This window comes from Alistipes sp. AF48-12 (assembly GCF_003477565.1).
GTDB lineage: Bacteria > Bacteroidota > Bacteroidia > Bacteroidales > Rikenellaceae > Alistipes_A > Alistipes_A hominis.
In genome coordinates this window covers 110,685-125,151 of record NZ_QUDJ01000001.1, presented here as the reverse complement: position 1 = coordinate 125,151, position 14,467 = coordinate 110,685, and the positions used below count along the sequence as shown (strand labels likewise).

Here is a 14,467-nt window from a genome sequence, read left to right as displayed (position 1 = left end):
GTGGCGTTTTTATAGAACGCCGTTCGCTAATTTAACGATAAAATTCGAAAATGCAATCGGTTGCCGGATAAATACGCAATGTGCGGCCGGCTTGGTTCGCAGAGGCGTGCCGGGAAGATACGAAAAACCGTGTCGTGAAAAAACTTTCCGGAATTTCCCCGTACGGGGAAATTCCGGAAAGTTCGTCGGTTGCGTTCGTACGCGTATCGGTCAGGAAACTCCGTTGCTCATCAGGAACGCTTTGATAAACTCGTTCAGGTCGCCGTCCAGCACGGCTTGCGTGTCGGAGGTTTCCTGTCCGGTGCGGTGGTCTTTTACCAGCTTGTAGGGATGGAGCGTATAGCTGCGGATCTGCGAACCCCATTCGATCTTTTTCTTCTGTCCTTCCAGTTCGTTCTGCAATTCCATCCGTTTTTCCAGCTCGCGCTGGTAGAGTTTGGACTTCAGGATGCGCAGCGCGTTCTCTTTGTTCATGATCTGCGAGCGGGTTTCGGTGTTCTCGACCACGATGCCCGACGGCAGGTGACGCAGGCGTACGCCCGTTTCGACCTTGTTGACGTTCTGGCCGCCCTTGCCGCCGCTGCGGTAGGTGTCCCATTCGATGTCGGCCGGGTTGACGACGATTTCGATCGTGTCGTCTACCGCCGGCGAAACGAACACCGACGCGAAAGTCGTCTGCCGCTTGTTGTTGGCGTTGAACGGCGACAGGCGTACCAGCCGGTGGACTCCGTTTTCGCTTTTTAGGTAGCCGTAGGCGAACTCGCCGACAAATTCCAGCGTCGCCGATTTGACGCCCACTTCATCGCCTTCCTGCAGGTCGACGATTTTTACCTGGTATCCGTTCGCTTCGCCCCAGCGGGTGTACATGCGCAGCAGCATGGCCGCCCAATCGAGGCTCTCGGTGCCTCCGGCCCCGGAGTTGATTTCCATGATCGCGCCCAGGTGATCCTCCTCGCCGCCGAGCATGTTGCGCATTTCGAGCGCTTCGATCTTTTCGAGCGTCGCCCGGTAATGGGCGTCCAGCTCTTCGGCGGAGGTAAGCCCTTCCCGGACGAAATCGGGCATCAGCGACAGATCGTCCGCGGCCGACGCGATTTCGTCGTAGGCCGTGATCCAGTATTTGATCCCGGCGACCTTTTTCAGTTGTTTCTCGGCCTTTTCGGGATCGTCCCAGAAATCGGGAGCCTGCGTGCGGCTCTCCTCTTCTTCTAATTCGATGCGTCGGTTATCGACGTCAAAGATGCCTCCTCAACGAATCCTGTCGTCTTATAAGCTCTTTAATTTGTTCCGTGGTTATCATACTATAATATTTAAGGTGTAAATTCGAAAAGAGTTAAACTTCCGCCTCGATCGTTTTCGGACAGGCCATCGGTTTCAGGAACGTCAGGTAGATCATCCGCAGCCAGGTGAACGTGAAGCAGTAGATGTTCAGTTGCAGCGTGTCGCACAGGAACCGCATGACCGGCGTCGGGCAGACCAGATCGACCGGTACGGCGACCAACAAGACGAAGTTCGCCCAGAAGAGCGTCCTATCGAGCCGGGTTTTGCGGGCCTGTACCCAATACCAGAGCAGATAGCCTGCCAAAGCGATGACATAAGTGTGTTTTTCGGTCGAGAGGCTGAACAGGATCACCCAGCCCATCAGGATGCCGAGCGAGCCGGCCCGGAAGTCGAACCGGTCGAACTGTTTGCGATTCACTACGAACAGGACGGCCAGCAGGGCGATCGATCCCATCTGTACGTAGGTCATGACCGGGGTCAGCAGGTCGTGGATCGGGTAAAGGTTGAACAGCGCGTAAAACTGGAACTGATCGACATGCAGCGCCAGCACCTCGGCCCAGCGGGCGTAGAACGGCATCAGGCCCGACGGCTCGATGCTGACCAACGGCAGGAAGACGAAAACCGCCGCCAGCGCGACCGTGAACAGGATGTTACGCCAGAACTTCGGGTAGCACAGCAACAGCGCCAGTTCGAAAATGCCGTATATCTTGCAGAACCCGGAGATCAGGATCAGCGTGATCGCCCAGAAAGGTTTCCCGCGCTCCAGCAGCGTGAAGGCGAACAGGAACAGGTAGGCTACTACCGGGTTGAACTGCATCGACATCTGCGTCGTCGCGAGGATCATCGCCGTGTAGAGGTAAGTCTGGCATTTCTGATTCTCCGTAAGCCGGGGCAGCGTGAAAATGGCGCAGAAGAACATCGAGAAGTTGAACAGGTTCCATACGAACGGGCCGACCGTCATGCCGAGGTAGGCGAACGGCGCGAACAGGATTGCGAACAGTGGGCCGTACAGGAAGTCGTACTTTTCGACGCCGTAAGGGTCTTCCCCTTTCCAGAAATCGAACGTGCCGTTCTGGAACGTAAAAAAGTTGTATTGTTTGCCGTGCGACACTTCCAGCAGCGTCAGTACGAAAGTCAGTACAAAGCCGAGGATGAAGATATTGCGGCGGTTCAGAAAAAAACGACTGATGTTTTCGGTAAATCGGGACATGGCGTTGGTTTGGGTTTCGTGGGAAAATCAGCCGGCGACCGAGCATGGGATACCGAGCGCTTCGACGCGCGCGGCGATCGCCCGGAGTTCGGGAACGGATACTTTGCGAAGGTTCTCGGCCGGGGTATCCCGGTCGATCGTGTAGACCATTACCTGACGCGGAGCGATTTCGGCGATTCGTGCCAGCCAGGCCGATACTTCTTCTTCGGTGGTGTTGTCCACCGTCCGCCCGCCGTACTCGCCGCGCAGGAACATCGTCTGGATAATCAGCCGTCCGTCGAAGCGTTTCATGTTCTCGACCGTGCGGGCTACCGAATAGTCCCCGCGCGGAAGATCGATCTGCCGCACCGTGGCGTCGAATGCCGAATCGAGTTTCAGGATGTTGTTGTCCACCTTCAGCAGGGCTTCGCGCACCTCTTCCCGCCCGATCATCGTAGCGTTGCTGAGCACCGATATTTTGGCTTTCGGGCAGAGTTCGTCGCGCGCGGCGATCGTATCGTCGATGATGGCGCCGAACTCGGGATGCATCGTGGGTTCGCCGTTGCCTGCGAAGGTGATGACGTCGGGCGGAGTTCCCGCTCCGGTCATTTCGAGCAGTTTGGCCCGCAGTAGTTCGCGTACGGTCGCACGGTCGTTGAAACGAGGTTTCGCACCGCGGCCGGCCCATCCGCATTCGCAGTAAATGCAGTCGAAACTGCACAGTTTGTTGTCGAGCGGCAACAGGTTGACCCCCAGCGACAAGCCGAGCCTGCGACTGTGTACAGGGCCGAAAATCACTTGATCGTACAGCGAAGTGCTCATGGCGTCTGGTCTTTTATCCGGCCAAAGATACGAAATGAATCCGGATCGTGCAATCGGCTAATCGGTTTCGCCGACCACTTCGATCAGCGCGCGGGTCAGTTTCTCCAGGTCGTGGTCCTTTATTATATATGGCGGCATGACGTATGCCAACCTGCCGAACGGCCGGATCCAGACGCCCTCTTCGACGAACCGGCGCTGCATCGTCGCCATATCGACCGGTTTGCGGAGTTCGAGCACTCCGATCGCGCCGAGGACGCGCACGTCGGTCACCTGTTTCATGCCGGCAGCCGGAGCCAGTTGCGCGCGGAGCAGATTTTCGATTTCGGCGATCCGTTGCAACGGGGAGTTGTTTATCAGGATGTCCAGCGATGCGTTCGCTACGGCGCAGGCGAGCGGATTGCCCATAAACGTCGGCCCGTGCATGAATTCCGGCGGATTGCCCGAAGAGATGACGTCGGCGACCCGTTCGGTCGTCAGCACGGCGGCAAAACTCATGTAACCTCCGGTCAGCGCTTTGCCCACGCACAGGATGTCGGGCGCGATACCGGCCCATTCCGATGCGAACATCCGTCCGGTGCGGCCGAAGCCGGTGGCGATCTCGTCGGCGATCAGCAGGATGTCGTACCGCGTGCACATTTCCCGCAACCGGCGCAGGTATTCGGGGTGGTAGAACCACATGCCGCCGGCTCCCTGCACGATCGGTTCGACGATCACGGCGGCCAACTCTTCGTGATGCTGTTCGATGATTTCGGCCATCGGCGCGAAATCGCGGTCGTCCCACTCCTCTCCGAACCGGACAGCCGGTTGCGGCGCGAAAAATTGTACCGGCAGCCGTCCGGTAAAGACCGAATGCATTCCGGTGACCGGATCGCATACCGACATGGCGTGCCACGTGTCGCCGTGATAGCCGCTGCGGATCGTCGCCAGCGTATTTTTGCGCGGCGTGCCCTGCGCATACATGTACTGCATCGCCATTTTCACGGCGACCTCGACGGCCACCGACCCGCTGTCGCAGTAGAAAATCTTCTCCAGCCCGTCGGGGGTCAGGCTTACCAGCTTGCGGGCCAGTTCGACGGCGGGAGTGTGCGTCAGTCCGCCGAACATGACGTGAGCCATGTGCTGAAGCTGCGCCTCGACGGCTTCGTTCAGTTTCGGATTATTGTATCCGTGGATCACCGACCACCAGGACGACATGCCGTCCACGATCCGCCGTCCGTCCGAAAGTTCGATGTGCACTCCGTCGGCCCGGACGGCGTGGAAAACGCTCAACGGCTGTTTCATCGACGTGTACGGATGCCACAGGTGCGTTCTGTCGTAGTCGAGTATCTCTTTTGTCTCTCTGTCTTTCATCTTAAAGCCCATCTTTGTTGTAAAAATAGTAAATTTAACAGACTTTTTGCGGAAGAGTTTGTGGCAGCGCCGGACGTTTGAAGGAAAGATTGTATCGAATGCGGCCGGAGCCGTTATGTATGATACGCTTCAAAGGGGTTTGTACATAGGGCCATGAGAAAAAATATGAAAAAATATTGGAAAAATTAGAATAATCCATTGCATTTTAAATTTTATCTTGTATATTTGTAATGTGAAATAGATGTAGTGCTGATTATATATAGGCAAATCAAAATATTTATCGAATCGTTAACTTTTAAAATTATTGAATTATGGCACGTTTATCTTCTCCGATTCCGGCACAGCAGCCTATGATTGTAAGGTATGTGCAACCCAACCGCAGTGGAATTCAGGCAAACAATTATGCCCGTCACAGCATCGGTTACGTAGTGCGCGGGAAGAAATGCATTTACTACGGCGATTTGTGCCACGAAATACCTCAGGGAACATTATTCTATATGGGAACCGGCAGTCATTACACGGAGGACATTCCGGAGGCCGGTAAGAATTTCGAGCAGATCGTGTTTTATTATACTTCCGCTCAACTTTCCAAAGTGTTGAATAACCTGAGCGTGGTTTATCAACTGCACATAACCAACGATCACAGCTGTCCCGATTGCGAGCAGCAGACGCATGTAAGCTACCCTGCGACGGGAGCCATCAAGAATTTCTTCGGAACGGTCAGCCAGTACCTTAAGGACGACTTGTTCAGTCAGGATACGACGGCGGAAATGATCAAAATCACCGAACTGGTCTATCTGATCCTCACGCAAAAGGAATGTTGCCTGAAGAGCAAGATCCTGAGCAATATGGACCTGATGAAAGAGAGTTTCGAGCAGACGATCCAGGATTATATCTTCTCCGATATTTCAGTCGAAGAGCTGGCCGAAAAGTGCAACCGCAGCCTCACTTCGTTCAAGAAAGAGTTCCGGAAGCATTTTTACGAACCGCCTCACAAATGGTTCATCCGCCAGCGCCTGATGCATTCGCGGCTGCTGCTGATATCGACCAACAAGTCGATCTCCGAAATAGGAAACGAATGTAACTTTCCGAATACGTCCCACTTTATCAAACTATTCAAAAAAGAATACGGTTTCACGCCTGCGAACTACCGCCATCGCCATGCACAGAGCGATTCCGGGGTCGCGTCGGAAACCAAAGGTTTCGTTCCACACGGCACTCCGGCTGTTCCTCAGCTTTGATCTGAATATCGTATGGACACCGGGCGAACGGAGCGTATGAATGGTTGTGAAGATTTATAAGTCGTATTGAATGGCAGGTATTTATATATTGATTCAAGAATCTATTTTTAGTAAGAAGTTATAAAAGAAATTATAAAAAAAAGCGAAGTTTTGGAATAGAGTACCTCCTTCGTTCGGTTTTTTATCGGGTATGCGGCGACCGGGTTTTCCGGTTTTGCCGCATACTTTATTTCTGTTGGCGATGAAAAAGTATATTAAAAATTTGGGGAATTGAAAAATAGTTCTTACATTTACACTACCTAATTGATCAAAGCTAACTAACCTTTTATGAATATCGGCAACTTCCGAACGAAGCTGCCGATATTTTTATACCCCGGCGGAGACGATTTCTTCATTTGCGGCAGAGGCGATAAGTATATGGTAAAAAGACGCTTAACGAACGGGTGTTCCGGAGCGGATCGTCGGTCGGGAAGCCGTTCTTGCTGCCAACGGCCGTCGCGGAATCGGCCCGCTCCTGCGGATAGAAGCGGAGCCGGATGCCGTGCGTTATTCGTTGGGCAGGTCGATGTAGTAGTTCACGTTTTCGGCGGTCAGGATGTCCATCGACATGTAGTTGTCGGCACTGGCCGGCGTGGTTTTGAAAACGAACAGGTTGCACAGCGCTCTGACGCCCCGGTAGGCCTGGGTTTCGCATTTTTGGGCGATGATATAGTCGAGGTAGCCCGATTTCATGCATTTCACATTCCGCTCCAGCGGGTCGAAACCGAGCAGGATGCGATCGCCCATGCCGTGCGCCTGCAGGTATTCGGCTACGATGTAGGCGCGCGAGTTGAAGATGATGATGTGCCGGATGTCGGGATGCGCTTCGAAAAAACGGTCGAGGATTTCGGTATTTTGCGCACAGTCGGACGGATACAAGTAGTCGACCCATAGCCGGCATGCCCGCTTTTCCTGTTTTATGAAATGCAGGAAACCGTCCTGGCGGATCGATGCCGTGTTGCTGAGCGCGTCTCCGCTGCGGTGGAACCGGAAACAGGCGACCTCCGCCGGGGCCGAATTCCGCAACAGCAAGCTCGCTCCCAGGTAGCCGCTTTCGAAGACCGGCATCCCGTAATAGGCCAGATAGGGCGTGCCGGGCAGTTTCGATTCGATGAAAACGAACGGCACTTTTTTCCCGGCCAACTCCGTAACGAACTCCGTCGCGGCTTCGCGGAACATCGGGACGATCAGCACGGCATCCGGCAGGTCGGCCAGCGTGTCGCTGCAAGCCTGCCGGAACGATTCGACTCGAAACTGGTCGTAACGTACTACCTGCACTCCGATATTGAAATCGCGGCACTCTTCATAAGCTCGCAGGACGCCCCGGTGCGCGATCTCCCAGAAGTCTCCTCCTTCGAAGTCGGGCATCAGGCAGGTGATCCGGTAATGACGCCGGGAGGCGAGCAGCGAAGCGTACGCGTTCGGTTTGTAGTCGATTTTCCGCACCACTTCCTGTACTTTCCGGAAACTTTCGGCCGACACTTCGCCGCGGTTGTGGATCACCCGGTCTACGGTGCCTTTCGAAACTCCCGCGAGCTGGGCGACGTCTTTTATCGTAACTTTTTTATCCGGTTTGCTCATGCCTTGTCGTGTTTTGTCTGTTTGCCGTGGTTTGCGGCCGGTCGTCGGATGTCCGTACCGGTAGCAAAACTCCCGGTAAAAATAGCGAATATTTTCCAGAGTGCTGAATTTTATTTCGTGCACGTGCACGAAACTCCGGAAAATTGATTACTTTTGGCTTCGGTATATCGGAAGGCCCCCTGGGGAACGACCGATAAAATCTGAAAATCACATGAGCCCGTTCATAGGAGAAAATTTCATGCTGACGACCGATGCGGCCGTCGAACTCTATCACAGGTATGCTGCGAAGATGCCGATCATCGACTATCACTGTCATCTCGATCCGAAAATGATCGCCCGCAACCACCGTTTCAGCGGTATTACCGAGGCATGGCTCGGCGGCGACCATTATAAATGGCGCGCGATGCGGGCCAACGGCGTTTCGGAAGAGTATATAACCGGCTCCCGAAGCGATTACGAGAAGTTCGGGAAGTGGGCCGAAACGGTTCCGTATACGATGCGGAATCCGTTGTACCACTGGACGCACCTCGAACTGGCCCGGCTGTTCGGGATCGACCGGGTGCTGTCGCCCGCTACGGCGCGTGAAATTTACGACGCCTGCAACGCTGCGCTGGCGACCGACGCGTTTACGGCGCAGGCGTTGATGCGGCGGTGCAACGTTCGGGCGGTCTGTACGACCGACGATCCGGTCGATTCGCTGGAATACCACCGCGAGTTGGCTGCCGGCGATTTTGCCGTCCGGGTGTTGCCGACGTGGCGTCCCGACCGGGCGCTGGCCGTAGCCGATGCGGCGGCCTACAACGGATATCTCGCACGGCTCGAAGAGGCGTCGGACGTTTCGATCGGCTCGTATGCTCAGTTGTTGGACGCGTTGCGTAGGCGGCACGACTGCTTCGCAGCGGCGGGATGCCGCCTTTCCGATCACGGGATGGATACCTTCCCGACGGACGATTATACCGAAAACGACTTGCGTCGCATTTTCGATAAAGTGCGCGGCGGCAGCACGCTCCATCCGCAAGAAGTCGCGCAGTTGCAGGGCGGTCTGTTGTTCGAACTGGCCGTGATGGACAGCGAAAAGGGGTGGACGCAGCAGTTCCACATCGGGCCGATCCGCAATCCGAACACCCGGATGTTCCGCAGGCTCGGCCCCGATACCGGCTATGACGCCATCGGCGATAAGCCCTGCGCCGAAGCGGGACACCGTTTCTTTGACCGGCTCGAGTCGCGCGGCGCGCTGGCCAAAACCATTCTGTATAACCTGAATCCGAAAGATTTCGAAGTGTTGGCCGCGATGGCCTATTCGTTCAACGACGGATCGGTGCCGGGTAAGATGCAGTTGGGTTCGGCGTGGTGGTTCCTCGACCAGGAGCGGGGTATGCGCCACCAGATCGACACGCTGTCGGCCTTCGGATTGCTGGGGCGTTTCGTCGGGATGCTGACCGATTCGCGCAGTTTTCTGTCGTACCCGCGTCACGAATATTTCCGCCGTATCCTGTGCGACGTGATCGGCGCCGACATCGAGAGCGGGCGATTGCCGCGTAGCGAGACGGCGTTTATCGGGCAGTTGGTCGAGGATATCTGCTACGGCAACGCCGAGCGTTATTTCGGTTTTTTCGAAAACGATGATAAGCGACAATAGGAAAACGTTTTACGGGCGGGCTACATCGAAACCGATGCCCGCGATGCGACTCTCATAATTCGGAATTGTTAAAAACGCTAAGAATATGTCAAAAGTTGTAACTTTCGGGGAGGTGATGCTGCGTCTGGCGACTCCGGATCGCCTGCGCTTCGGACAGGCCGGTTCGTTCACCGCCACGTTCGGCGGCGGCGAGGCGAACGTAGCCGTTTCGCTGGCCAATTACGGCCTGCCGGTCGAATTCGTAACGCGCGTGCCGAAAAACGATATTGCGGATAGCTGCCTGCGCGAGTTGCGCAAATACGGCGTAGGCACGTCGCATGTCGTGTACGGCGGCGACCGGCTGGGGATTTATTTCCTCGAAACCGGGGCCGTAGCGCGGCCGAGCAAAGTGGTTTACGACCGCGCGCATTCGTCCGTTTCGGAGATCGCTCCGGGCATGGTCGATTGGGAAAAAGCGTTGCAGGACGCATCGTGGTTCCATTGGACGGGCATTACGCCGGCAATTAGCCAGGGGGCTGCCGACGCCTGCCTCGAAGCGATCCGCACAGCCAACCGGCTCGGCATTCCGGTGTCGACTGACCTGAACTACCGCAAAAACCTGTGGAAATACGGCAAGACGGCGGCCGAAGTGATGCCGGCGCTGGTCGAAGGGTGCGACCTGATTCTCGGCAACGAGGAAGATGCCGAAAAAGTGTTCGGCATCAAACCTGAAGGCTTCGATGCCGCATCGACCGGCGGGCGCGTCGACGGCGCGCGTTTCGAATCGGTCTGCCGCCAGCTCACGGCGCGTTTTCCGCGGGCCAAACGCGTGGTCATTACGTTGCGCGGCGCGGTGAACGCCGATCATAACACCTGGAGCGGCGTATTATGGAACGGCCGGGAACTGTTGCAGGCTCCGACCTACGATATCACCGACATCGTCGACCGGGTCGGCGGAGGCGATTCGTTCATGGGCGGCCTGATCTACGGGCTGCTGGCCTACGGCGACGACCGCCGCGCGCTGAACTTCGCGGTGGCGGCTTCGGCGCTGAAACATACGATTTACGGAGATTTCAACCTGGTAACGGTTGCGGAAGTGGAAAACCTGATGAAAGGAGACGGATCGGGCCGCGTCGTCCGCTGACTCGCGCATCGTTCAACCTTAAAAACACGGAAAAATGGCAAGATTTTCAAAAATAGAGACATTGTCGGCGATCGTTTCGACCGGCATCGTCCCGGTATTTTACCACCAATGTCCGCAAACGGCCAAAGACGTGCTGAAAGCGTGCTACGACGGCGGGATCCGCGCGTTCGAATTTACGAACCGCGGCGAATTCGCCCACGAGGTGTTCGCCGAACTGTCGAAATTTGCAGCCGCCGAATGTTCCGGCATGGTGCTGGGCGCGGGTTCGGTTGTCGACGGCCCGACGGCGGCGCTGTACATCCAGCTCGGCGCGAATTTCATCGTTGGCCCGATGTACAACCCGGACGTCGCGAAGGTCTGCAACCGGCGGCTCGTTCCCTACACGCCGGGTTGCGGTTCGGTCACCGAGATCAGCGCGGCGCAGGAGGCCGGCTGCGACCTGTGTAAAATTTTCCCGGCGGGGTGCGTCGGCGGTCCGTCGTTCGTCAAAAACATCAAGGCCCCGATGCCGTGGAGCATGTTGATGGCTACCGGCGCAGTCGAGCCGACCGAAGAAAATCTGTCCGGTTGGTTCCGTGCGGGGATCACTTGCGTCGGCATGGGCTCGAAACTATTCCCAGCCGAGGCGATCGCCGCCGGGGATTGGGATTCGATCGCCGGCAAATGCCGCGAGGCGCTGTCGATCGTCGCCAAATACCGGAAATAACCGAAACTAACTAACCAAACTTCAACCTACGATGAGCAAACTGAACGAAAAAATGACCAATTACCGGTGGGTGATCTGCTCGATGCTGTTTTTTGCGACGACGGTCAACTACCTCGACCGCCAGGTGCTGTCGTTGCTGCAGCCGATCCTTGAGGAGGAGTTTCACTGGACGGATAACGACTACGGTTCCATAACGGCTGTGTTTTCGTTATTCTACGCCGTATCGATGCTGTTCGCCGGCCGTTTCGTAGACCGGGTAGGAACGAAAAAAGGGTATGCGTGGTCGATTGCCGTCTGGTCGCTGGGCGCGGCGCTGCACGCCGTGTGCGGCGTCGTGACCGAGCGGTGGGTAGGTCTCGAAAACGCCGAGGCGTTGCGCCTGGCGCAGGGGGCCGATCTCGTCGCGCAGATCTCGATGGTCAGCGTGACGGCCTTCGTCGTCTGCCGCTGCGTACTGGCGCTCGGCGAAGCGGGCAACTTCCCGGCGGCGATCAAGGCGACGGCCGAATATTTCCCGAAAAAGGACCGGGCTTTCGCGACCGGGATCTTTAATTCCGGGGCGAACGTCGGAGCCATCGTGGCCCCGCTGACCGTGCCGGTAATGGCCGAACTGTGGGGGTGGGAGACGGCGTTCATCGTCGTCGGCCTGGTCGGGTTCGTCTGGCTCGGGATCTGGCAGTTCGTTTACAAGAGGCCGGAAGAAAATACGAAAATGAACGCCGCCGAGCGCGCCTATATCAATCAGGATATCGAGGCGGACGCCGCCGCCGGTCTGGTCGCGGCCGAAGCTCCGGCGCGCAAAATGTCGTTCGTCGAATGCATGAAATACCGTCAGACCTGGGCGTTCGCGTTCGGCAAGTTCATGACCGACGGCGTGTGGTGGTTCTTTCTGTTCTGGACGCCCGCCTACCTGAAGGCGCAGTACGGCATGGTCGGCACGCAGATCGCATGGCCGATCGCGGTGCTCTACACGATCACGGTGTTCGGTTCGGTGTTCGGCGGAAAATTTCCGACCTATTTCATCAACCGGGGTATGAACCTTATGCCGGACGTATGCGGGCGATGCTGATTATCGCGTTTTTTCCGCTCGTGGTACTGTTGGCGCAGCCGCTGGGATACCTTAGCTATTGGGTGCCGATCCTGCTGATTTCGGTCGGGGCCTCGGCGCACCAGGCTTGGTCGGCAAACATTTTTTCGACGGTCGGCGATATGTTTCCGCGTAGCGCGATCGCCACGATTACCGGTATCGGCGGTATGGCGGGCGGCCTCGGCTCGGTATTTATTCAGAAAGGAGCCGGGATGCTGTTCACTTACAGCGGCGACGCGAACCTCGCGTTCATGGGATTCGAGGGCAAACCGGCCGGATATGCGATCGCATTTATCTTTTGCGCCGTAGCCTATGTCGTGGCGTGGTGCGTGATGAAGGCGTTGGTTCCGAAATACAAACCGATCGCCGACCGGTAATTACGCCGGCGGATCGGTTGCTGCATGTCGGCGCACGGCAAACGGACAACGACGCCTTTGCCGTGCTTGCGCTGGCAGCCGAGGGCGATCTATATACGGTTGGCAAGCTGCTCGGACATTCCGATATTCATTCAACACAGGTGTATGCGGATGTGGTAATGGGAACCAAGATAGAGGCAGTAAGCCGGGTTTCGGAATTGCCTGGCATTTTTATTAGAACAGAAACGCGGATTATCTAAATGCATTATTTTGTGCTATGAATAACGGGATTAATAACTGTGATAAGATTGACTTAGGTTTTGTTCACAAAAGAAATGATAGCCCTCTGCGGACTGGATTGCAGTGTCTGTATCGCCCGACTGGGGAAAAATCCGCCTTGTCCGGGTTGTTGGAGCGATGGAGAAGGCAAACCCGAACATTGCGCCCGGTTATGCAAAATTGCGTTCTATGAACATCGCCGGAACTTGGATGACGGCTATTGCGACAAATGTCGGCATTATCCATGCGGACATATCCTCGGAATGGAAGAAAAATATCAGCATGAGTATCCGATGAAGGAATCACTTATGAACAACCTTTCCGAAATGCGCCGATTGGGGATGGATGTGTTTTTGCGAAACGAAAACGCGAAATGACGTTGCTCACATTGCGGCGGCGTCCTTTGCGTCCATACTGGAAAATGCATTGATTGCGGTAACGTGAACTGTTGAGTAAAAGCGTTGCACCGTAGAACCGCGACGCTTTACAGCACAAAAGAGTGTGAGGGGGAACTGTTAAGATTGGCTAAATCGCCAATCTATCTATTAGTTGATAATATCAACTAATATTGCTGCTTTTGTGCCCATAAAAAGAGAGTGAAGCATGAATGACATTCTATTCTTTGTACTGGTCGCCAAAGAATTACAGTTCACGTTTAAGAAACGGATATCCGGGAAGCTGGAGATTCCGGTCGAGTCTTTAGGTGTCCTTATGGCTATACGGCATAAAGCAAGCATGATTCAACAGGAAATCGCAGACACATTAAAAAAGGACAAGTCCGCAATTTTACGCCATATCAATCTGTTTGAAAGTCAGGGATTGATAACCCGTTCAAATACGGCGAATGACAAGCGTATGAATGTCATACAGATAACGGAAAGGGGAAGGCAGCTATTGGTGTCGGCAGATGCCGAATTGGACAGCCTGTCGAACTTTTTGTTTGACGGAGTGAGCAAATCCGACCTGGATATATACGGCAAGGTGCTGACACATCTGAAAAACAAAATCGAGGCCATCAGTCAAAAAAAATAACAAAATGACCGCGCGTCCATTCGTATCCCTTGCGACTTTCGCCACTTTTCTTTGTCTGGCGGTTTCCGGTGTAGCCTTGCAGATGACGAACCACCAGCCGTACACTCCTGCAAAAGTGTTCTTTACAGTCTTGCACAATGTCTCGGCAATCTTCTTTCTGGTATTCTCGATACTCCACATCCTGAAAAATTGGAGAGCCATTAGAGCATATATAAAAGGTAAAGCCGCAGGGAAGATAAGCCGTGAATTTATCGTCTGCTGTATTCTCCTGCTTGTTCTCCTGATTGTCTGCTGGCTGAAAACGGCATACGATACGCGTTACACATATATAACTACCAATAACCAAAATACGCCATGAGTAAGATGAATAAGCTACAACGTATCCATACTCCATACATATGGGTGAACCCCAGAGCGTGTGCTGCCTGCTGGAAATGTATCGACAACTGCCCGCGCGATGTTATTGGCAAAGTCGGTTTCTTGTGGCACAAACACATTGTCATCCGAAATGCCGATAATTGCATCGGCTGTAAAAAGTGTATGAAAAGCTGCCCTTCGGGTGTTTTCAGCGAAAGCATGTCGAATGTCGTGATGAAACTGCTTAAACGTATTTGACAAGAATTATTACCTAATCCGGGGAATCTGCACCATGTCCCATAGCGTTCGTGCCACGGCCATGCTTCGGGCAACTGAAAGTTGATTGATGTTGTCTTCATAATGGAACGGGCTTTATCGTGCTGCG

At 55.0% G+C, this 14,467-nt stretch carries 13 protein-coding genes and 1 pseudogene; 9 read left to right on the top strand and 5 right to left on the bottom strand.

Annotation, left to right across the window (positions count from 1 at the left end):
• Positions 1 to 210: 210 nt before the first annotated feature.
• The 4 genes from prfB to bioA all read right to left on the bottom strand — a co-directional run bounded on the left by prfB (position 211) and on the right by bioA (position 4,642).
• Positions 211 to 1,300, bottom strand: a protein-coding gene (gene prfB / locus DW082_RS00625; protein ID WP_409049060.1) for a peptide chain release factor 2 whose coding sequence is annotated in 2 segments (ribosomal slippage) — positions 211 to 1,245 and positions 1,247 to 1,300 — 1,089 coding nt in all. Because the reading frame shifts where the segments join, the coding sequence is not laid out codon by codon here.
• A 33-nt stretch (positions 1,301 to 1,333) separates the two neighbouring features.
• Positions 1,334 to 2,491, bottom strand: coding sequence for a glycosyltransferase family 87 protein (locus DW082_RS00620; protein WP_118456883.1), 1,158 nt, complete (start codon positions 2,489 to 2,491; stop codon positions 1,334 to 1,336).
• 27 nt (positions 2,492 to 2,518) lie between these two features.
• Complete coding sequence (locus DW082_RS00615) at positions 2,519 to 3,292, bottom strand: radical SAM protein (protein WP_101572254.1); 774 nt, start codon at positions 3,290 to 3,292, stop codon at positions 2,519 to 2,521.
• Between the two features lie 57 nt (positions 3,293 to 3,349).
• Positions 3,350 to 4,642, bottom strand: coding sequence for an adenosylmethionine--8-amino-7-oxononanoate transaminase (gene bioA / locus DW082_RS00610; RefSeq protein ID WP_055205830.1), 1,293 nt, complete (start codon positions 4,640 to 4,642; stop codon positions 3,350 to 3,352).
• 311 nt (positions 4,643 to 4,953) lie between these two features.
• Here bioA and DW082_RS00605 point away from each other — a divergent pair, with 311 nt between their 5' ends.
• Complete coding sequence (locus tag DW082_RS00605; RefSeq protein WP_259335440.1) at positions 4,954 to 5,883, top strand: helix-turn-helix transcriptional regulator; 930 nt, start codon at positions 4,954 to 4,956, stop codon at positions 5,881 to 5,883.
• A 546-nt stretch (positions 5,884 to 6,429) separates the two neighbouring features.
• Here the strand turns inward: DW082_RS00605 and DW082_RS00600 are convergent.
• On the bottom strand, positions 6,430 to 7,503 hold the full coding sequence (locus DW082_RS00600; RefSeq protein WP_055205172.1) for a substrate-binding domain-containing protein: 1,074 nt from the start codon (positions 7,501 to 7,503) through the stop codon (positions 6,430 to 6,432).
• A 211-nt stretch (positions 7,504 to 7,714) separates the two neighbouring features.
• On the opposite strand from DW082_RS00600, the gene uxaC reads away from it, so the two are divergent.
• The 8 genes and pseudogenes from uxaC (at position 7,715) to DW082_RS15385 (ending at position 14,340) form a co-directional block, all read left to right on the top strand.
• Positions 7,715 to 9,142: a glucuronate isomerase gene (uxaC, locus tag DW082_RS00595; protein ID WP_118456879.1), complete on the top strand. Its 1,428-nt coding sequence runs from the start codon at positions 7,715 to 7,717 to the stop codon at positions 9,140 to 9,142.
• A gap of 85 nt (positions 9,143 to 9,227) precedes the next feature.
• The gene (locus DW082_RS00590) at positions 9,228 to 10,265 is read left to right on the top strand and encodes a sugar kinase (RefSeq protein ID WP_118456877.1); all 1,038 of its coding nucleotides are present in this window, start codon (positions 9,228 to 9,230) and stop codon (positions 10,263 to 10,265) included.
• A 34-nt stretch (positions 10,266 to 10,299) separates the two neighbouring features.
• Positions 10,300 to 10,971 (top strand): bifunctional 4-hydroxy-2-oxoglutarate aldolase/2-dehydro-3-deoxy-phosphogluconate aldolase, encoded by a 672-nt coding sequence (locus DW082_RS00585; protein WP_118456875.1) that lies wholly within the window; start codon positions 10,300 to 10,302, stop codon positions 10,969 to 10,971.
• Positions 10,972 to 11,002: 31 nt separating this feature from the next.
• Positions 11,003 to 12,435, top strand: a pseudogene (locus DW082_RS00580) (MFS transporter).
• Positions 12,381 to 12,674 carry a hypothetical protein gene (locus DW082_RS00575; RefSeq protein ID WP_259335439.1) on the top strand — a complete coding sequence of 98 codons (294 nt, stop codon included), beginning with the start codon at positions 12,381 to 12,383 and terminating at the stop codon, positions 12,672 to 12,674. The pseudogene DW082_RS00580 and the gene DW082_RS00575 overlap by 55 nt, the downstream one beginning before the upstream one ends.
• 622 nt (positions 12,675 to 13,296) lie before the next feature.
• Entirely contained in the window at positions 13,297 to 13,725 is a 429-nt protein-coding gene (locus DW082_RS00570) for a MarR family winged helix-turn-helix transcriptional regulator (protein ID WP_101572266.1), read from the top strand.
• A gap of 4 nt (positions 13,726 to 13,729) precedes the next feature.
• Entirely contained in the window at positions 13,730 to 14,083 is a 354-nt protein-coding gene (locus DW082_RS15390) for a DUF4405 domain-containing protein (RefSeq protein WP_118456873.1), read from the top strand.
• Positions 14,080 to 14,340, top strand: a complete 261-nt coding sequence (locus DW082_RS15385) for a DUF362 domain-containing protein (RefSeq protein ID WP_101572270.1) — start codon at positions 14,080 to 14,082, stop codon at positions 14,338 to 14,340. Before DW082_RS15390 ends, DW082_RS15385 begins: the two co-directional genes overlap by 4 nt.
• Positions 14,341 to 14,467 lie beyond the last annotated feature (127 nt).